We start from the raw sequence: 17,928 nt of genomic DNA, 5'->3' as shown, positions 1-17,928 counted from the left end.
CGTGGTCCACCTGCCCACCCCGCTCGAAATGCAGGCGTCTGCGCGTTATTCGGACTCGGCGCAGGTTGGCGGGTACCTGCGCGCGCTGGCGGCGGCGGCCGGCGAACTCGCCACGGCCGTCAGCCTTGGCCGCTCGGCCGGCGGGCGCGACCTGCCGGCGCTGCTGTGCGGCTTTGCGGACGCGGGCCGCGTGGCGCCCGGCAAGCTGCGCGTAATGCTGGTCGGCTCCATCCACGGCGCGTCGGAAGCCGCCGGCTGCGAGGCGCTGCTTGGCCTCGCCCGCGATGCGCTGCTCGGCGACCGGCGCGACTGGCTCGACACGTTCGAGCTGGTGATCGTGCCGAACGCCAACCCGGACGGGCGCGACAGCGATTCCTGGCGCAACGGCAACGCGGCGAATATCAACCGCGACTTCGTGCTGCTGGAGCAGCCGGAAAGCCAGGCGCTCGACGCCGCCGTGCGCCGCTGGGCGCCGGCCGTGGTGCTGGACGCGCACGAGCAGGCGGTGCTCAAGCGCAAGACGCTCGGCGCGGCGGGCTACCTCACGGCGTTCGAGGCGCAGTTCGACGTCGCCAGCCTGCCGGCGATCCCGGAACCACTGCGCCAGTTCGCCTCCGCCACGCTGCTGCCGCAGCTCATCGCCGACACCCAGGCGCGGGGCCTGCCGGCGCAGCGCTACATCGGCGAGATCAAGTCGCTCGCGCAGCCGGTCACGCACGGCGACCTCACGGCGCGCACCTTTCGCAACAAGGCCGGCCTGCGCGGCGCGCTTGCCGTGCTGCTCGAAACCCCCATGGAGCCGAAGGCCGGCCAGTACGCCACGTTTCGGGACATCGGCTCGCGGGTGGAAAAGCAGCGCCTGTGCATGGAGGTGTTCCTGGACTGCGTGCGCGACCACGCGTCGGCCATCGCCGCCGCACAGGCACTGGCCGCGCAGGAACCGGACGACCGCGAGTTTCCACTGAACGCCCGCTACTGGCGCGACCCTGCGGACGCCACGCTCACGCTGCCGCTGCGCGAGCGGGCGAACGGCATGCGCATCGAGGCGACCTTTGCCGATCACCGTGCGGTCGCGGCGCACGACCTGCTGCGCCCTACTGCCGGCTACTACATCACCGACCACACGGAGCGCTTCGCGGCGCTGCTGACGCGCCACGGCCTAGCCTTCGAGACGCTCGCCGAGCCCATCGAGCGGGCCGTCATCAGCGGCGTATACGCCGGCGGCGACGAACCCGCCACCGCCTGCGTGCTGCGGGAGGAGCGGCACCACATCCACGCCATCCCGGCTGGCGCGCTGCGCGTGGCACCATCCGGCCGGGACCGCCGTCTGCTCCCGCTGCTGCTCGACCCGCGATCGGCCAGCAGCGTGTTCCGCTACGCCGCCTACGCGCGCCTGCTGGTGCCGGGCGAGGCCAGTTTCATTGCGCGCGCGGCCTGACCCTGTTCGATTGCGAGGAGACCACCCATGGAATACCGCCCGCTTGGCAATACCGGCCTCACCGTGTCGGCCGTCGGCCTGGGCGGCAACGTATTCGGCCCGCCGCGGCAGGACCTGCCGTCCAGCGTCGCCACCGTGCACCGGGCGCTCGACCTGGGCGTGAACCTCATCGACACCGCCTTCATCTACAACGACGGCAAGAGCGAGGAATTCCTCGGCGAGGCGCTGGCCGGCCGGCGGGACAAGGTCATCCTGGCGAGCAAATGCCACCTGCTGAACCTCGCCGACGGCGAAACCGTCGCCCGGCGCATCCGCAGCCACTGCGAGACCAGCCTCAGGCGTCTTCGCACCGACTACCTCGACCTGCTGCAACTGCACTTCCCGCAGCCGCAGGCGAGCGCGCAGGACATCCTGGAGGCCTTCGCCCCGCTGGTGCGCGAAGGCAAGGTGCGCCACATCGGCCAGTGCAACTACGCCGCGTGGCGCCACGCGCAGTCGCTCGGCGAGTCCGCGCGGCTTGGCCTGCCGGCGTTCGCCACCGCGCAGCACCAGTGCAGCCTGCTGGTGCGCGGCGCGACGCTGGAACTGCTGCCGTTCTGCGCCGAAAACGGCATCGGCTTTCTGCCCTACTTTCCGCTCGCCGCGGGCCTGCTGAGCGGCAAGTACCAACCCGGCCAGCCGGCCCCGGCCGGCACGCGCGGCGCCGCCGGCAGTCCTACCGTCACGCGGCTTCGCACGCCGGACAACGAGCGCCTGCTGGGGCAACTGAGCGAGTTCGCCGCCGCGCGCGGCCACGGCCTGCTCGACCTCGCATTTGCCTGGCTGCTGTCGCAACCGGCCGTCAGCAGCGTCATCGCCGGCGTGATGAGCCCGGCCCAGCTCGAAGCCAACGTCGCCGCCGGGCAATGGCGCCTCAGCGACGCGGACCAGACCGCGCTCGCCGAGCTGCTGGGCCCGGTCACCCCGCACTGGCAGGCGGAGCCGGATCTCGCGTCGTTTCGCTAACTGGCTGTTGAAAAAGGGCAGTCCCGCCCTTTTCCAACTCGGCTCGTCGCGGCACAGGTCCGCGACGGCCTCCGCCGATCCAGCACGTGATGTGCTTGATCGGCGCGCAAGCCATCCCTGGCTTGCACCAACCGGCCGTCGTCAACCGACGGCCGCTACTTCGCGCACTCCAGCGCCTGGTTGTTCAGCACCGCGCAGCTCTGCGCGCCGCACTCGCAGTGCGTGATGGACGCGCGCGGCGAGGTCGGCAGGTTGCCGGTCAGCAGCTCCACCGGCGCCGAACACGCGCACGGCGCGAGCCCGGCGTCCGCATTGGCGGGGGTAAAGACCGTCACCGCCGCGATCGCGGCGAGCCCGGCGGCGGCTGCCGCAACGGCGAGTGCAAACGTGGTTCTGGACCTGGCCATGATTCCTCCTGACGGTGTTGCGGGCACCCGCTGCCCCCTCCGACTATGACGGACAGCGTCTCACTACGGAACATGCGGCGGCGGGTCGTAGGCCAGCGCCGGCAGCCAGGTCGGGTGGCGGCCGGCGGGGGTCAGATCGAGCGCGTTCCACAGCGGCCAGAGGCTGTCCACGTGGCGCGTGTGCTGTCCGGGTGCGCGGGCGGCGTAGAACAGCTCGCTGCCCCAGGTGTGGTGGATGCCGGCGGCGGTCTTGCGAAACACGTTCAGCATCGGCCACGGGTTGCCGGCGGCGTCCTCGGCCAGATAGTCCGCGTTGTAGGTGGTACCTGCACTCGACAGCAGACGCAGGTGCCGCCAGCCGCGCTGGCGCGCCACGGCGGCGAGGCGGGGCGCCGGCGCCTTGGCCACCACCGCGAGGCTGAGATGCTGGCCAATGTGCGGCGCCGCGCCGTCCAGGCTATCCAGCATGGAGGAGCACAACGGGCAAGGCGCATTGGCCGTGGGGCCGTACATGTAGCTGTAGACGACCAGCGTGTCCTGGCCCGCCCGGAACAGTTCAGAAAAACGAACCGACCGCTCGTCGACCGCCTGCGTGAAGCAGTAGTCGTCCGGCAGCGCTCCCCCAGGCGGCAGCGCGCGGCGCAGCGCCGCCACCGCCTCGGTCTGCTCGCGCAGCGCGGCCTCTGCCTTCAACAGCGCGTCACGTGCCGAGCGATAGGTCGCCGATTCGTTCGGAAAGTGGCGATCGTGCAAGGTTCCCATGTCTCTACCTCCTGGCAGGTGCCGTCTCGGCCTGACTAGACCCTTCGCGGCGGCATCAGAACGCCGGCCGTACCGTCGTTTAGCCGCTGCACAACTTTTTTGCAAGCCGGCTCTCAAGCTCCGTAAAGCGATCGCCGATACACAGCGCGGAAGCGGAGCCAGTCTCCGGGTTCCTGGAGAGGACCAACGGCCAATCCCGGCCGCCGGCCCAGGTAACGCAACTCACATTACTGGAGCATTCCAATGCCGCAGATCGTTAACAGCAACATCAACTCGCTGAACACTCAGCGCAACCTGAATCGCAGCCAGAATGACCTGGCGACCTCCCTGCAGCGCCTGTCGTCGGGCCTTCGCATCAACAGCGCGAAGGACGACGCTGCCGGCCTGTCGATCGCCGACCGCATGACCGCGCAGATTCGTGGCCTTAACCAGGCCGTGCGCAACGCCAACGACGGCATCTCGATTGCCCAGGTGGCGGAAGGTGCGCTGGGCGAGGTGACCAACGCCCTGCAGCGCATGCGTGAGCTGGCCGTGCAGTCCGCCAACGACACCAACAGCGCCGCCGACCGGGCCTCGCTGCAGAAGGAAGTGTCGCAGCTGTCCGCGGAAATCAGCCGCATCGCGACGCAGACCCAGTTCAACGGCAAGAACGTGCTTGACGGCTCGTTTGCCAATGGCGTGTTCCAGATCGGCGCCTACGCGGGTCAGACGATCAGCTTCGGCATCGGTAGCGCCAAGGCCACGGACATTGGTTCCAACCAGGCGTCCAGCCAGAGCCACATCGGCGATGCGCTGGCCGCCGCCGCCGCTCCGCCCGCGAACAACGGCCTCGGCGCGCAGACGCTGACCGTGTCGGGTGCCACCGGCAGCTCGGCGATCGCACTGGCTGGTGGCGAGACCGCCAAGGCCATCTCCGACCTCGTGAACGCGCAGAGCGTGACCACCGGCGTGACCTCGACGGCCACCAACTCGGTGTCCTTCGCCACGCTGAGCGCGGCCGGCACGGTGTCCTTCGACCTGTACGGGTCCAACGGCTCGGCGGTGGCGATCTCGGCCACGGTCGGCAGCACCGCGGATCTGAGCGCGCTGACGGACGCCATCAACGCCAAGACGGCGGCCACTGGCCTGACGGCGGAACTGGCCAGCAACAAGGCCTCGTTCACCATCAAGAGCGCCGACGGCTACGACATCCGCATCGGCAACTTCAACCATTCGACGGCGGGTTCGACCGTGGTCGCCGAAGGCGTCACCCTGACCCAGGGCGGTAATGACAGCATCGCGGTTGGCGGCAAGGTGGAGTTCAACTCCTCCACCGCGTTCAGCGTGAGCACCAGCTCCGGCACAGAGCTGCTGACGGCCGGCACGGTCGGCAGCACCCTGGCGTCGGTCGGTGCCATCAACATCGGCACCCAGACCGGCGCCAGCAGCGCGCTGGCGGTGGTCGACGGGGCGCTGGCCTTCGTGGATGACCTGCGCGCCTCGCTGGGTGCGGTGCAGAACCGCTTCAGCTCGGTGGTGGCCAGCGGCCAGGCCACGGCGGAGAACGTCGCGGCAGCGCGGTCGCGCATCCAGGATGCCGACTTCGCGTCCGAGACCGCCAACCTGTCGCGGGCTCAGATCCTGCAGCAGGCCGGCACCGCCATGCTGGCGCAGGCCAACCAGCAGTCGCAGAACGTGCTCTCGCTGCTGCGGTAACGGTGGGCGCGACACGCGCATTGCAGACAACCAGCGGCGGGTCGAAGCAAGCCTTCGACCCGCCGTCTGGCGTGCCCGCGAAACGGGCTGCCGACCCCGTCGGCCACTCGCTAGAACCGAGGATGAGCTCATGGAAATTCGATTCGACTCCGCCCCCGCGCGCCAGACCGTGACGTCGCTTCACGCCCCGACCAGCGCACTGCAGAAGCCCACCGAGGAGCTTGCGGACCAGGCCCGCGACACCGGGGGCGGAAACGTGCGCGCGCCCGCCGTCACGCACATCGACGATCGGGTGCAGTCGCTGCACCGCGAGCTGCGCTTCCGGGTGGACGAGACCACCGGCCTGACCGTGGTGCGCGTGGTGGATGCCGAAACCGGCACCCTGATCCGCCAGATTCCGAGCCAGCCCGTGCTGGAAATGCACACGGCGCGTGACTCGACGCGCGGCCAAATGCTGCGCGAGCAGGCGTAGCGGACCGCCATGGCAGGCTTGAGTTCCGCAGGCATCGGCTCTGGCCTCGACGTGGCCGGGCTGGTGAGCAAGCTGATCGACGCCGAGCGCACGCCGACGCTGACGCGACTCGCCGGCAAGGAAGCGACGCTGCAGGCGCAGTTATCCGGCTTCGGGCAGTTGCGCGGCGCGCTCGACAAGGTGAAATCGGCGCTCGACGGCCTGAACTCGCCAACCCTGCTGACGGCCTACCGGGCCACCTCGGCCGACGACACCCGCTACACCGCGAGCGCCGAGGCCAGCGCCGCGCCCGGCAGCTACGCTGTGGAAGTGACCGCGCTGGCCAAGGCGCAGAAGCTCGCCTCGGGCGCGTTCTCGGGACCGGACGCCGCGGTCGGCACCGGCACGCTGACGCTGGCGCTCGGCGGCAAGAGCGCCGCCATCACCATCGACGACAGCAACAAGACCCTGTCCGGCATCCGCGACGCCATCAATGCCGCGCGCGATGCCGACGGCAAGCCGCTCGGCGTGACCGCCACGCTGGTCACCAGCACCGGCGGCGTCGAGCCGGCCGGCACTTATCTTGTGCTCACCTCCAGCAAGACCGGTGCTGCCAACACCATCGGCCTAACGCAAACCGGAGGTGATGGTGGTCTGGCCGCCATTCAGTACGAAACCGGCGGCCTCGCCAACGGCCTGACCGAGAAAGAGCCGCCAGCCGACGCCGTGGTGAAGGTGGACGGCTTCACCTACGCCAGCGCCACCAACACGGTTACCGGCGCGCTCGGCGGCGTGACGCTGAACCTCAAGGCCACCACCACCGCGCCGGTCACGCTCGCCGTCAGCGCCGACACCGGCTCGGTGCGCGGCAGGATGCAGGCGCTCGTGGACGCCTACAACGGCCTGCACAAGGTGGTGCAGGAGCAGGGCGGCTACAACACCGCCACGCGCAGGGGTGGCGTGCTGATCGGCGAACCCGCGCTGCGCAACATCGAAAGCCAGTTGCGACGGGTGCTCTCAAACCCGCTACCGGGCGCGAGCGGAGCGCTCAAGTCCGGCGCCGACATTGGTCTTAGCCTCGACTCGACCGGCAAGCTCACGCTCGACGGCGCCAAGTTCGATGCCGCGCTCAGCGGCGACCGCGGCGCCCTGGCTGGCCTGCTGCAAGGCGACGATGCGCTGGTCGGCCGCCTCACGGACGTGGTGGACGACTACCTCAGCACCGCCGGGGGCATGATCAAGGCGCGCACGGATGGGATCGACCGGCGTCTGCGCGACATCGATGGGCAGCGTACGGCGCTGGAGCAACGCCTCGAATTGCTCGAAGACCGCTACCGCAAGCAGTTCAACGCGCTCGATGGCCTGCTGGCGCAGATCTCGTCGACGGGAAATTTCCTCACCCAGCAATTAGCCGCTTTACCCGGCGCCAACTCGTCCGATAAGTAGGCAGGCCCAGGCCCCTACGGAGATTGGTTGGATGTCCCACGCCGCCCTGAAGCACTACGCCGCCGTGCGGGTGCAGTCCAGCGTCACCGAAGCGACGCCGCATCAACTGACCGCGCTGCTGTTCGACGGCGCGCTGGAGCGCATCGCCCGCGCCAAGGGTCACCTGCAACGCGGCGAGCTGGCGCCCAAGGGGGAGCTCATCTCGGCGGTGATCGCCATCGTCGGCGAGCTGGCGGGCAGCCTGAACCGGGCCGCCGCGCCGGATCTGGTGGACCGCCTGGCAGCGCTGTACGACTACATCCTGCGCCGCCTCGGTGAGGCCAACGCCAGCAACCGCACCGAACCCCTCGACGAAGCCGGCCGCCTGCTCGGCACGCTCGCCGACGCCTGGCGGACCATCGACCCGGCGCAGCCCGCCGCGGCCAACGGCTGATGCACACACCCGGCCTCGACGCGGCCATCGAGCTGACGGCCGCCATGTGGGTGGCCGCCGACGCCGAGGACTGGGGCACCGTCGCGGCGCTCGCCGGGGCACGCCACGCGGCGCTCGAAACCGCGCTCGCCGGCGGCGCCGCGCGTCTTGAGACAGGCGCCGTCGATGCCCTGCGGGAAATCCTATCGGCCGATCGACGGCTCGCCGAGCGCGCTCACGCCGCCCGCCAGCAGACGGCGGTCGCCCTGCGCGACCTGCGCGGCGGGCAGCGCATGCACAACGCCTACGCCACGCAGGCGATGGCCGGCTGACGGCGCTACCCTGTGCGCCGGCCGCTACGGCCGAAGCGGCGCGCCGCGCACACGGCGCGGGAGCACACCCATGTCGCCCGACACCCCAGCCGACCCAAACGATCCGCTCGCCGGCAGCCTCAGCCACAGCGAGCCGCTGGCGGTGGTCTGGCAGGCCACACCCGCGCTGACCGATGGGCTGGAACTTGCGGACCTGAACCGCCGCGCGACCGCCCTGCTCGGCCTGCTCGGCGGCCTCGACGAACCCTCCCCGCTGCCCGAGGAGAACCCGCTACTCGCCGCCCACCTGCAACGGCTCGACCACAAGCTCGACCTGCTGCTCGGCCTGGTCGGTCAGTGGCTGACGCGGGAATTGACGGTACCCGCGCCGCGCCCGGTGCGTCTTGGCCTGCGCGGCGTGCTGTGGCAGGCCAACCTGCCGCCCGGGCCGGGACAGGTGAGCCTGTATGTGCGCCCGACACTGCCGGTGGCACTGCAACTGCCGGCGCTGCTGCGCGCGCTGTCGGATGGTCAGGTACTGGCCGAGTTCCAGGGGCTCGACCCGCAGCTCACGGACGCGCTGGAGCGCTATATCTTTCGCCAGCATCGGCGCGCCGTGGCGCAGGCGCGGCGGCCGGCCTGACGCCGCACCCGGAATCGCACCCCGCGGCCAGCGCCACATTCTTGACACTCCCCGCCGGCCTCGCCACCATGCAGGCGTTTACAACGTCCGCGTGCAGGGAGTGGCCGTTCGTTCGCGCCCCCCTGCGCCCGTCGATCGGAACTCCCACGCATGGTTCGCGACTGTCTGGTGCTGGCTCCGTCTCCCCAGGCGCTCTCGCCGGCCCCGGAGCAGTTGCTGCATTTCCTGGGCTACCAGCCGGTCGCGGCCGATTGCCTCGACGACATTGCTTCCGAGACGCCGCCGCTGGCGCTGCTGCTGTTCCAGCACGGCCCGCGCGAGCCGGCGCTGGCCATCCTCGAAACCTGCCGCGCGCGCTGGCCGCGCCTGGTGGTGGTGCTGCTGGTGCCGGACGCGCAGGGCGCCGATGCCGACTGGCAGACGGCGCTCGGCCGGGCGCTGGTGGCGAGCGTGCCGCTGCCGCTGCAGTACGACGCGCTGTCGGCGGCGCTCGACCGGGCGCGCTTCGTGCGCGAGCGCGCCACCGGAGCGGCCAACACCGGCCTGGTGTACCGGCTGGTCGGTCGCGGCCACGCCATGGAGCGCGTGCAGTACCTGATCGAGCGCGTGTCGCGCACGGATTCCAACGTGCTGATCCTCGGCGAGTCGGGCACCGGCAAGGAAGTGGTGGCGCGCAACATCCATTTCCAGTCGGCGCGCGCCAACCGGCCCTTCGTGCCGGTGAACTGCGGCGCCATCCCGGCTGATCTGCTGGAAAGCGAGCTGTTCGGGCACGAGAAGGGCGCCTTCACCGGCGCCATCAGCGCCCGCCAAGGGCGCTTCGAGGCGGCCGAGGGCGGCACGCTGTTCCTGGACGAAATCGGCGACATGAGCCTGCCGATGCAGGTGAAGCTGCTGCGTGTGTTGCAGGAGCGCGTGTTCGAACGCGTCGGCAGCAACCGCAGCATGCAGGCCGACGTGCGCATCATCGCCGCCACGCACCGGGATCTGGAAACCGGCATCCGCGAGGGCACGTTTCGCGAGGATCTTTACTACCGCCTGAACGTGTTCCCGATCGAGCTGCCGCCGCTGCGCGCCCGGCGCGAGGACATCCCGGCGCTGGTGGAGGAGCTGTCCACGCGCATCGCGCGCGAGAAGGGCATCAACGTGCGCGTCGGGCGCGACGCGCTGGCGGTGCTGGCGGACTACGCGTGGCCCGGCAACGTGCGCGAGCTCGCCAACGTCATCGAGCGCATGGCCATCATGAACGGCGAAGCGCCGGTCGGGGCCGCCGACCTGCCGGCGCGGCTGCGCCAGGGCCGCGCTGCGCAGGACAGCCTCAACAGCGCGGGCGAGACGGACCTGCCATTGCCGCCGCCGACCGACAGCACCGCGCTCGACGGTGCCGCGGCCCGCCTGCCGGCGGCCGGCATCAATCTCAAGGACTACCTCGAAGGCCTTGAACGCAGCTACATCTGTCAGGCGCTGACCGAGGCGAACGACGTGGTCGCCCACGCCGCGGAGCTGCTGAACATGCGCCGAACGACGCTGGTCGAGAAGATGCGCAAGTACGGCCTGCAGCGCGCGGGCACAGCGTCGGATCTTTGACGTCTGGCCGGTTCAATTTTTTCAACCAGCTGAATTAACTAGACAAATTTATCTGGTACGGCGGTTGCTTTAGGCCCGGTCGACCGACCCCATTCGCGGGGTCGCCACGATCCGGACCGCCACCATGCCGGCCTTGCCGCTCGCCGAACTCGCTCGCGACGCCAGCGCCTTCGACCACCTGTCGGGAGCGCTCGGCAGCTCGTACCGCCAGCTCGAAAGCCGCCTCGATGCGCTGCAGCAGGAGCTGACGCGCCAACGCCCGCTGGCGCAGCTCGGCGAAATGACGGCCGGCCTCGCACATCAGGTGCGCACGCCGCTCGCGACCGCTTTGGTGTACGCCTGCCACCTGCGCGACACGCCGCTCGACGCCGCCGACCGGGCGCGCTTTGCCGATCGCCTGGTCGAGCGCCTGCGCCAGCTCGAATGCCTGGTCGCCGACATGCTGGCCTACGCGCACGGCGCCGACGTGGGCCACGACCGCTTCGCCCTCACCGACCTGCTGCACGCGCTCGCCGCGACGGTCGAGCCGCGCCGCCCGGCCGGCGCCACGCTGCGCCTGCCGGCCGAAGGCGCCGCGATGTGGCTCACCGGCAGCGTCGAGAACCTGGCGGGCGCGCTCGCCAATTTGTGCCTTAACGCCTTCGAGGCCGGCGCTGACACGGTCACCGTGGAACGCACGGCCGCGCCGCGCGGACGGCTGGGTCTCGCCGTGGTGGACAACGGGCCCGGCATCGCCGCGGCGCTGAGCGCGCGGGTGTTCGAGCCGTTCGTGTCCGGCCGTCCGGGCGGAACCGGGCTTGGTCTCGCCGTGGCGCGCGGCATCGTCGAGCGGCACGGCGGCGAGCTGCGGCTTGCCGACAGCAACACCGGCTGCCGGTTTGAACTGTCGCTGCCGGCGCACGCCGTGCGGCCGGCCATCACCACGCCGGTGGCCGCATGAGCCACGCCGCGGTGATGGTGGTGGAGGACGATCCGGCGCTGCGCGAGGCGCTGTGCGCGACGCTCGATCTCGCCGGCTATCGCAGTCTGCCGGCCGGCGACGGCATGGCGGCGCTGTCGCTGCTGGAGCGCGAGCGCCCGGCGCTGGTGGTCAGCGACGTGCAGATGCAGCCGATGGACGGCACCGCGCTGCTGCACGCGCTGCGCCGGCGCCGCCCGGACCTGCCGGTGGTGCTGATGACGGCGTTTGGCACCATCCGCAGCGCCGTGCAGGCGGTGCGCGACGGCGCCGTCGAGTACCTCGCCAAGCCCTTCGAGCCCGCCACGCTGGTAGGCCTGGTCAACCAGTTGCTGCCCGCCGCCGCGGACGAGATCGACGCGCCGGTGGCGGAAGACCCGCGCTCGCAGGAACTGTTGGCGCTGGCCGCCCGCGTGGCGCACAGCGAGGTCAGCGTGCTGCTGACCGGCGAGTCCGGCACCGGCAAGGAAGTGCTGGCGCGCTACATCCACCGCCAGTCGCCGCGCGCCGCCGGGCCCTTCGTCGCCATCAACTGCGCGGCGATTCCCGAGAACATGCTGGAGGCGACGCTGTTCGGCTACGAGCGCGGCGCGTTTACCGGCGCCAGCAACGCCCACGCCGGCAAGTTCGAGCAGGCCAACGGCGGCACGCTGCTGCTGGACGAGATTTCCGAGATGCCGCTGGGTCTCCAGGCGAAGCTCCTGCGCGTGTTGCAGGAGCGCGAGGTGGAGCGCCTGGGTGCCAAGCAGGCCGTCGCGCTTGATCTTCGCGTGCTCGCCACCAGCAACCGGGATCTCAAGGCCGAAGTCGCCGCCGGGCGTTTTCGCGAAGACCTCTACTACCGCCTGGCCGTGTTCCCGCTGCACATCGCGCCGCTGCGCGAGCGTCCGGCGGACATCCTGCCGCTCGCCCGGCGCCTGCTCGCACGCCACTGGCGCCGCCCCACGCCGGCGCCGGTGCTCGCCGACGCCGCCGCGAGCGCGCTGGTCGGCTACGCCTGGCCCGGCAACGTGCGCGAGCTCGACAACATGATCCAGCGCGCGCTGATCCTGGCGGACGCCGGCGCCATCGAGGCAAGCCACCTGCTGGGCGGCACGACGGTTGTCGCGGCGCCAGCCGCGGAGCCGACCGGCGAGCTCGACCGCGATCTTCGCAGCCGCGAGGCGGAGCTGATCCTCACAGCGCTGCGCGCCTGCGGCGGCCGGCGGGGTGCCGCCGCGGCGCAGCTCGGCATCAGCGAGCGCACGCTGCGCCACAAGCTCGCGCAACTGCGCGACGCCGGCTTCGACGTGCCGGCGGCGGGCCACCCACGGGACGAGGACTGAGCGATGTCCAACATGCAGATCGACGCCGTGCTGGGACAGATCCGGTCGCTGCGCACGCAGCTCGACCAGGGCACACAGCCGGTCAAGCCAGTCGCCGACGGCGCCGACAGCTTCAGCGCGCTGCTCGGCCAGATGGTCAAGCAGGTCAACGAAGCCCAGACCACGGCCGGTGATCTCGCCACGCGCTTCGAGGCCGGCGACGAGAAGGTCAGCCTGGCGCAGGTGATGGTCGCCAATCAGACGTCGAGCGTGTCCTTCCAGGCCGCCGTGCAGGTGCGCAACAAGCTCCTGGCGGCCTACCAGGACGTCATGAACATGCAGATTTGATCCGGATTTAGCGGGAACTGAACCACCATGGCCGATTCGACCACTCCAACTGCGCCCGCCGGCGGGCCGGCGGCGCTGATCCAGGGCTTCATCAAGCTGCCGGCGTCGCGCCAGGCGGTGCTGCTGGTGGCGCTGGCCGCCTGCATCGCCAGCGTGTTCGGCATCGTCCTGTGGGCACGCACGCCGGATTACAGCCTGCTGTACGGCAGCCTCGAAGAGCGCGACACCGCCCAGGTGGCCGCCGCACTGGAGAAGGCCGCCATCCCGTATCGCCTGGACGCCGCCACCGGCGCCGTGCGCGTGCCGTCCACCGCCGTGCACGAGGCGCGCATGAAGCTGGCCGCCGAGGGCCTGCCGAAGGGTTCCGGCAGCGGGCTTGAAATGCTCGGCCAGGAACCGGGGTTCGGCGTCAGCAGCTTCATGGAAAACGCCCGCTACCAGCACGCCGTGGAGGGCGAGCTGGTGCGCACCATCACGGCCATGGCCGGCGTGCAGCAGGCGCGCGTGCACCTGGCCATTCCGGAGCGGTCGGTGTTCGTGCGCGAGCGGGACAAGCCGAGCGCGTCGGTCATGTTGCAGCTGTACCGCGGGCGCACGCTCGACGACGGCCAGGTAGCGGCCATCGTGCACCTGGTGTCCTCCAGCGTGCCGGACCTGAATCCCGCCGAGGTCACGGTGGTCGATCAATCCGGAAACCTCCTGACGCGCCCCGCCGGGCAGCGCGGCATCGAGCACTCGGCCGAGCAGTACGACTACGCGCGGCGCCTGGAGCAGGACTACGTGCGGCGCATCGAGGACCTGCTCGCGGCCGTGGTCGGCCCGGGCGGCGTGCGCGCCAAGGTCAGCGCCGAGGTGGACTTCGAGGTCACCGAGCGCACCCGCGAGGAGTACGACCCGAACCGCGCCGTGCTGCGCAGCAGCCAGGAAGAGGAATCGCAATCCGGCGCCGGCACCGGCAGCAGCGCCGGTGGCGTGCCCGGCACGCTCAGCAACCAGCCGCCGCAGGGCGGCACGCTCGCCGCGGCGGCACCGACCGACACTTCGGATACGCCTACCGCGGAGGCACCCGCGCCCGGTGCCGCGCCGGCCGGAGCGCCGGCGGCCGCCGCACCCGCCGCACGGCCGGTGGACAGCAGCCGCCGTGCGGTGCGCAACTTCGAGATCGACCGCACCATCAGTCACAGCAAGCTCGCCGGCGGCGGCGTCAAGCGCCTGACGGTGGCGGTGGTGGTGGACGACCGGACCGGCACCGACAAGAAAGGCAAGGACACCCGCGAGGCCCGCAGCCAGGAAGAACTCGACCGCTACACGGCGCTCGTCAAGGACGCGGTCGGCTTCAACGCCGAGCGCGGCGACAGCATCAACGTGATCAACGCCGCCTTCGCGCCCACCGAGCCCGTGCCCGCCGCCGAGCCGGCGCCGGTGTGGCAGCAGTCCTGGGTGTGGCAGGCGGTGCGCCTGCTGCTCGGGGCCGGGGCGCTCGCGGCCGTATTGCTCGGCGTGCTGCGCCCGCTGCTGCGCAGCGTGCGTCAGGCCGGCGCAGCCGTGATCGCCCAGGCCGGACCGACCCGCAGCACCGCCCTGCCCGCGCCGGCCGCCGAGCTGACCACCGCGGCGCCGCGTCTGGCCGCCCCCGGGGCCGAACCGCCACTGCCGGACGTGCACCAGGCGGACCCGCAGCGGGTGATGCAGGTGATGCGCAACTGGATGGCCGCCGATGCCTGAGGTCAAGAAACTGAGCGGCACCGAGCGCTCGGCCATCCTCATCCTGGCGCTTGGCGAGCGCAAGGCGGCGGACGTGCTGCGCCAGATGGAGCCGAAAGAGGTGCAGCGCATCGGCGCCGCCATGACGCGCCTTGGCGACATCAACCGCGACCAGGTGAACGGCGTGCTGGCCGAGTTCGGCCTCGCCATCCAGAGCGACGCCATGCTGACGGTCGGCGTCGAGGATTACCTGCGCAACGTCATGGTGACCGCGCTCGGCGAGCAGAAGGCGCGCGGCATCCTCGACCGCGTCCTCGACCAGGACGAGGACACGCTCGGCAACCTCAAGTGGATGGACCCGAAGGCCATCGCGGCGGTGCTCAAGGACGAACACCCGCAGGTGGTGGCGCTGGCGCTCGCCTCCATGGAGCAGGAGCAGGCGGCGCTGGTGCTGGCGCTGCTGCCGGCCGACCAGCGCACCGACATCGTCACCCGCGTGGCGACGCTGGACGAGCTGCAGCCGGGGGCGCTCGCCGAGGTCCGGGCCATCCTGGAGCACCACTTCTACCGCAGCGGGGATACCAAATCGTCCCGCGTCGGCGGCGTCAAGATCGCCGCCGGCATCGTCGGGCGGCTTGATCCGGCGCTCGGCAACGGCGTGCTGGAGGAGCTGCGCGAAACCGACGAGGAGCTCGAACAGCAGATTCAGGACAACCTGATCCTGTTCGAGAGCCTCGTCGACGTGGACGACAAGGGCCTGCAGGCGATCCTGCGCGAGATCACGTCCGAGGTGCTGCTGGTGGCGCTCAAGGGCGCGGACCAGGTGATCCGCGACCGCTTCTTCAAGAACATGTCCAAGCGCGCCGCCGAGATGCTGCGCGAGGACATGCAGCTGCGCGGCCCGGTGCGCCTGGCCGAGGTGGAGCTGGCGCAGAAGGAAATGCTGTCGGCCGCGCGGCGCCTGGCCGAAAGCGGCGCCATCCGTCTTGGCAAGGGAGGCAACGACTTTGTCGAGTAAGCCGTTCCAGCGCTGGCAGGCGGTGAGCCCCATCCGCCCGCAGGCGGTCGATCCGCGCGTCGAGCAGGCGCGCGAGGCCGGCCATGCCGAGGGCTACGCCGCCGGTCTTACCGAAGGTATTACCGATGGCCGAGCGCGCGCCGCAGAGGCGCTCGCTGCGGAGTCCGCGCACCTGACTGCCGTGCTCGACAGCCTGGCGCAGCCACTGGCGACACTGGAACAGGAACTGCACGACAACCTGCTGCAGCTGGCCTGCGCGCTGGCGCGGCAGGTGGTGCGGCGTGAGCTCACGGCGGTGCCGCAGCGCATCGGCGAGCTGGTGCGCGAGGGCGTGGCGGCGCTGCCGCCGGCCGCCCGGCAGATCAGCGTGCACCTCAATCCGCTCGATCTTGATCTCGTGCGCGGCATCAGCCCGCGCGGGCGCAGCGACGTGCGCTGGGAACTGGTGGCCGACACCAGCCTCACGCGCGGCGGCTGCCGCATCGTCACCGAGTCATCGGAAGTCGACCTCACGCTCGAAGCACGCCTCGGCGAGGTGTTCTCGCGGCTGATGGAAGGCGAGGCATGAGCGCGGCCCTCCAACAACGGATCGCGCGCCGGCTCGACGCCCGCGCCGCTGCCCTGCTGACCCCGCCGCCAGTGCAGGTGGAGGGCAAGCTCACGCGCATGGTCGGCCTCACGCTGGAGGCGATCGGCCTGTCCGCGGTGATCGGCAGCCGGTGTCTCGTGCGCCAGCCGGGTGTCGCCGACATCGAGGCCGAGGTGGTGGGCTTTTCCGGCGACTTCATGTCGCTGATGCCCATCGACCCGATCAACGGTCTGGGTCCGAGCGCACGCGTGTTGCCGCTGCGCCACGGCGCGCTGGCGCCGGTCGGGCCGGGGCTGCTCGGCCGTGTGCTGGACGGCGCCGGCCGGCCGCTCGACGGCAAGGGTCCGATCCGCGCCGCGGGCCACGTACCGCTCACCGGCACGCCGCAGAACCCGCTCGGCCGCCCGCCGATCCGCGAGCCGCTCGACGTCGGCGTGCGCAGCATCAATTCGCTGCTCACTGTGGGTCGGGGCCAGCGGCTCGGTCTTTTCGCCGGCAGCGGCGTCGGCAAGAGCGTGCTGCTCGGCATGATGACCCGCTACACCGCCGCCGACGTGGTGGTCGTGGGCCTGATCGGCGAGCGTGGACGCGAGGTGAACGAATTCGTCACGTCCATCCTCGGCGAGGACGGACTCAAAAAGGCGGTGGTCGTTACCGCACCGGCAGACACGACGGCGCTGCAGCGCCTGCAGGGCGCCATGCTGGCGACGGCAATCGCCGAGTACTTTCGCGACCAGGGTCTGTCGGTGCTGTTGTTGCTCGACTCGCTGACACGCGTTGCCCACGCGCAGCGCGAGATCGCGCTCTCCGTCGGCGAGCCGCCCGCCACCAAGGGCTACCCGCCGTCGGTGTTCGCGCGCCTGCCGGCGCTGATCGAGCGCGCCGGCACCGCGCCCGGCGGCGGCTCCATCACCGCCTTCTACACCGTGCTGACCGAGGGCGACGACCCGAACGACCCGGTTGCCGACTCCGCCCGCGCCATCCTCGACGGGCATATCGTGCTCAGCCGCGACATCGCCGAGACCGGCCTGTACCCGGCCATCGACATGGAAGCGTCGGTCAGCCGTCTGATGGTGGAGCTCGCGACGCCGCCGCAGCTCGCCGCCGCGCGGCGCTTTCGGCAGCTCTACTCAACGTTTCGGCAGAACCGCGATCTGGTGGCCGTGGGCGCCTACCAGGCCGGCGCCGACCCGCTGCTCGACGAAGCCATTGCGCGCCAGCCACAACTGCTTGATTTCCTGCGCCAGGATCTGCGTCAAGGGGTCGATTTCGCCAGCAGCCAGAGCGGGCTTGCAGCACTGTTCGCCGGGGCTGGCACATGACGCGCGCGGCGCGCCTGCGGCCGATCCTGCAACGCCTGATGGAAGTCGAGCAGCAGGCGCGGCGCAAGCTCGCTGCCTGCGAGACCGAGGTGACTGCCCAGACCGCACGCCTGCGCGACCTGCACCGCTACGCCGGCGAGTACCGCGAGCGGGTTCACGGCGGTGGCGTGCCGGTCGCAACGCTGCGCGAGCACCAGCAATTCGTGGCTCGTCTGGAGCAGCTCGCGCTGGCTCAGGAGCGGGTCATCGAGGCTGCCGAGCGTGCCCGTGCGCTGGCGCGCGAGCAGGTGCAGCGCGAGTCCCGGCGCAGCGAGGGCCTGCGACGCCTGATCGACCGCTACCAGGCACAGGCGCAGCACCAGGCCGAGAGGCGCGAGCAACGGGCGCTGGACGACTGGGTCAATGCCCGCGCCGGCAGGGTCTAGGCACGCGGCGGCCGGGCGGCGCATGTGCGACCGGCTTTCACTTGGCCTGCCGTGTGCTTTGAGGGCAGTCAACGACGTCGCCGCGCGCACGGACGCGGCACCG

The 17,928-nt window shown here is 71.0% G+C and carries 19 protein-coding genes; 17 read left to right on the top strand and 2 right to left on the bottom strand.

Going from position 1 to position 17,928, the window contains the following annotated elements; genetic code table 11:
- The first annotated feature begins 1 nt into the window (after position 1).
- Both AB7F93_RS09660 and AB7F93_RS09655 read left to right on the top strand, forming a co-directional pair.
- Positions 2–1,438 carry a M14 family zinc carboxypeptidase gene (locus AB7F93_RS09660; protein WP_428302694.1) on the top strand — a complete coding sequence of 479 codons (1,437 nt, stop codon included), beginning with the start codon at positions 2–4 and terminating at the stop codon, positions 1,436–1,438.
- Positions 1,439–1,465: 27 nt separating this feature from the next.
- Entirely contained in the window at positions 1,466–2,443 is a 978-nt protein-coding gene (locus AB7F93_RS09655; RefSeq protein ID WP_428302693.1) for an aldo/keto reductase, read from the top strand.
- 155 nt (positions 2,444–2,598) lie between these two features.
- On the opposite strand, the gene AB7F93_RS09650 is transcribed toward AB7F93_RS09655, so the two are convergent.
- Positions 2,599–2,850 (bottom strand): hypothetical protein, encoded by a 252-nt coding sequence (locus AB7F93_RS09650; protein ID WP_428302692.1) that lies wholly within the window; start codon positions 2,848–2,850, stop codon positions 2,599–2,601.
- A 63-nt stretch (positions 2,851–2,913) separates the two neighbouring features.
- Complete coding sequence (locus tag AB7F93_RS09645) at positions 2,914–3,612, bottom strand: DUF899 family protein (RefSeq protein ID WP_428302691.1); 699 nt, start codon at positions 3,610–3,612, stop codon at positions 2,914–2,916.
- Positions 3,613–3,855: 243 nt separating this feature from the next.
- On the opposite strand from AB7F93_RS09645, the gene AB7F93_RS09640 reads away from it, so the two are divergent.
- The 15 genes from AB7F93_RS09640 (at position 3,856) to AB7F93_RS09570 (ending at position 17,825) form a co-directional block, all read left to right on the top strand.
- Positions 3,856–5,307, top strand: coding sequence for a flagellin (locus AB7F93_RS09640; RefSeq protein WP_428302690.1), 1,452 nt, complete (start codon positions 3,856–3,858; stop codon positions 5,305–5,307).
- Positions 5,308–5,437: 130 nt separating this feature from the next.
- Positions 5,438–5,779: a flagellar protein FlaG gene (locus AB7F93_RS09635; RefSeq protein WP_428302689.1), complete on the top strand. Its 342-nt coding sequence runs from the start codon at positions 5,438–5,440 to the stop codon at positions 5,777–5,779.
- A gap of 9 nt (positions 5,780–5,788) precedes the next feature.
- The gene (gene fliD / locus AB7F93_RS09630) at positions 5,789–7,204 is read left to right on the top strand and encodes a flagellar filament capping protein FliD (RefSeq protein WP_428302688.1); all 1,416 of its coding nucleotides are present in this window, start codon (positions 5,789–5,791) and stop codon (positions 7,202–7,204) included.
- A 31-nt stretch (positions 7,205–7,235) separates the two neighbouring features.
- Complete coding sequence (gene fliS / locus AB7F93_RS09625) at positions 7,236–7,637, top strand: flagellar export chaperone FliS (RefSeq protein WP_428302687.1); 402 nt, start codon at positions 7,236–7,238, stop codon at positions 7,635–7,637.
- Positions 7,637–7,948, top strand: coding sequence for a flagellar protein FliT (gene fliT / locus AB7F93_RS09620; protein WP_428302686.1), 312 nt, complete (start codon positions 7,637–7,639; stop codon positions 7,946–7,948). Before fliS ends, fliT begins: the two co-directional genes overlap by 1 nt.
- A gap of 70 nt (positions 7,949–8,018) precedes the next feature.
- Complete coding sequence (locus AB7F93_RS09615) at positions 8,019–8,570, top strand: PilZ domain-containing protein (protein ID WP_428302685.1); 552 nt, start codon at positions 8,019–8,021, stop codon at positions 8,568–8,570.
- A 150-nt stretch (positions 8,571–8,720) separates the two neighbouring features.
- A complete protein-coding gene (locus AB7F93_RS09610) occupies positions 8,721–10,157 on the top strand; it encodes a sigma-54 interaction domain-containing protein (protein ID WP_428302684.1) in 1,437 nt (478 codons plus the stop codon).
- A gap of 124 nt (positions 10,158–10,281) precedes the next feature.
- Positions 10,282–11,097, top strand: a complete 816-nt coding sequence (locus AB7F93_RS09605) for a sensor histidine kinase (protein WP_428302683.1) — start codon at positions 10,282–10,284, stop codon at positions 11,095–11,097.
- Positions 11,094–12,440, top strand: a complete 1,347-nt coding sequence (locus AB7F93_RS09600; RefSeq protein ID WP_428302682.1) for a sigma-54-dependent transcriptional regulator — start codon at positions 11,094–11,096, stop codon at positions 12,438–12,440. Before AB7F93_RS09605 ends, AB7F93_RS09600 begins: the two co-directional genes overlap by 4 nt.
- Positions 12,441–12,443: 3 nt before the next feature.
- A complete protein-coding gene (gene fliE, locus AB7F93_RS09595; protein WP_428302681.1) occupies positions 12,444–12,767 on the top strand; it encodes a flagellar hook-basal body complex protein FliE in 324 nt (107 codons plus the stop codon).
- Between the two features lie 27 nt (positions 12,768–12,794).
- Positions 12,795–14,492, top strand: coding sequence for a flagellar basal-body MS-ring/collar protein FliF (gene fliF / locus AB7F93_RS09590; RefSeq protein ID WP_428302680.1), 1,698 nt, complete (start codon positions 12,795–12,797; stop codon positions 14,490–14,492).
- On the top strand, positions 14,485–15,489 hold the full coding sequence (gene fliG / locus AB7F93_RS09585) for a flagellar motor switch protein FliG (RefSeq protein WP_428302679.1): 1,005 nt from the start codon (positions 14,485–14,487) through the stop codon (positions 15,487–15,489). The genes fliF and fliG overlap by 8 nt, the downstream gene beginning before the upstream one ends.
- Positions 15,479–16,057 (top strand): FliH/SctL family protein, encoded by a 579-nt coding sequence (locus AB7F93_RS09580; RefSeq protein WP_428302678.1) that lies wholly within the window; start codon positions 15,479–15,481, stop codon positions 16,055–16,057. Before fliG ends, AB7F93_RS09580 begins: the two co-directional genes overlap by 11 nt.
- The gene (locus AB7F93_RS09575; protein ID WP_428302677.1) at positions 16,054–17,400 is read left to right on the top strand and encodes a FliI/YscN family ATPase; all 1,347 of its coding nucleotides are present in this window, start codon (positions 16,054–16,056) and stop codon (positions 17,398–17,400) included. The genes AB7F93_RS09580 and AB7F93_RS09575 overlap by 4 nt, the downstream gene beginning before the upstream one ends.
- The gene (locus tag AB7F93_RS09570) at positions 17,397–17,825 is read left to right on the top strand and encodes a flagellar export protein FliJ (RefSeq protein WP_428302676.1); all 429 of its coding nucleotides are present in this window, start codon (positions 17,397–17,399) and stop codon (positions 17,823–17,825) included. The genes AB7F93_RS09575 and AB7F93_RS09570 overlap by 4 nt, the downstream gene beginning before the upstream one ends.
- Positions 17,826–17,928 lie beyond the last annotated feature (103 nt).

The sequence above is a fragment of the Immundisolibacter sp. genome (assembly GCF_050250495.1).
Classification (GTDB): Bacteria; Pseudomonadota; Gammaproteobacteria; order Immundisolibacterales; family Immundisolibacteraceae; genus Immundisolibacter.
Note: the sequence above shows the minus strand (reverse complement) of the source record. Positions and strands in the feature narration are given on the sequence as shown.

What these genes read in the sequence shown, in the direction of transcription:
- AB7F93_RS09605 (WP_428302683.1), top strand. Translation starts at nt 10,282, where the DNA reads ATGCCGGCCTTGCCGCTCGCCGAACTCGCTCGCGACGCCAGCGCCTTC.
- fliE (WP_428302681.1), top strand. Translation starts at nt 12,444, where the DNA reads ATGTCCAACATGCAGATCGACGCCGTGCTGGGACAGATCCGGTCGCTG.
- AB7F93_RS09645 (WP_428302691.1), bottom strand. Translation starts at nt 3,612, where the DNA reads ATGGGAACCTTGCACGATCGCCACTTTCCGAACGAATCGGCGACCTAT.
- fliS (WP_428302687.1), top strand. Translation starts at nt 7,236, where the DNA reads ATGTCCCACGCCGCCCTGAAGCACTACGCCGCCGTGCGGGTGCAGTCC.
- AB7F93_RS09570 (WP_428302676.1), top strand. Translation starts at nt 17,397, where the DNA reads ATGACGCGCGCGGCGCGCCTGCGGCCGATCCTGCAACGCCTGATGGAA.
- fliF (WP_428302680.1), top strand. Translation starts at nt 12,795, where the DNA reads ATGGCCGATTCGACCACTCCAACTGCGCCCGCCGGCGGGCCGGCGGCG.
- fliT (WP_428302686.1), top strand. Translation starts at nt 7,637, where the DNA reads ATGCACACACCCGGCCTCGACGCGGCCATCGAGCTGACGGCCGCCATG.
- AB7F93_RS09615 (WP_428302685.1), top strand. Translation starts at nt 8,019, where the DNA reads ATGTCGCCCGACACCCCAGCCGACCCAAACGATCCGCTCGCCGGCAGC.
- AB7F93_RS09635 (WP_428302689.1), top strand. Translation starts at nt 5,438, where the DNA reads ATGGAAATTCGATTCGACTCCGCCCCCGCGCGCCAGACCGTGACGTCG.
- AB7F93_RS09610 (WP_428302684.1), top strand. Translation starts at nt 8,721, where the DNA reads ATGGTTCGCGACTGTCTGGTGCTGGCTCCGTCTCCCCAGGCGCTCTCG.
- fliD (WP_428302688.1), top strand. Translation starts at nt 5,789, where the DNA reads ATGGCAGGCTTGAGTTCCGCAGGCATCGGCTCTGGCCTCGACGTGGCC.
- AB7F93_RS09600 (WP_428302682.1), top strand. Translation starts at nt 11,094, where the DNA reads ATGAGCCACGCCGCGGTGATGGTGGTGGAGGACGATCCGGCGCTGCGC.
- AB7F93_RS09640 (WP_428302690.1), top strand. Translation starts at nt 3,856, where the DNA reads ATGCCGCAGATCGTTAACAGCAACATCAACTCGCTGAACACTCAGCGC.
- AB7F93_RS09575 (WP_428302677.1), top strand. Translation starts at nt 16,054, where the DNA reads ATGAGCGCGGCCCTCCAACAACGGATCGCGCGCCGGCTCGACGCCCGC.
- AB7F93_RS09655 (WP_428302693.1), top strand. Translation starts at nt 1,466, where the DNA reads ATGGAATACCGCCCGCTTGGCAATACCGGCCTCACCGTGTCGGCCGTC.
- AB7F93_RS09650 (WP_428302692.1), bottom strand. Translation starts at nt 2,850, where the DNA reads ATGGCCAGGTCCAGAACCACGTTTGCACTCGCCGTTGCGGCAGCCGCC.
- fliG (WP_428302679.1), top strand. Translation starts at nt 14,485, where the DNA reads ATGCCTGAGGTCAAGAAACTGAGCGGCACCGAGCGCTCGGCCATCCTC.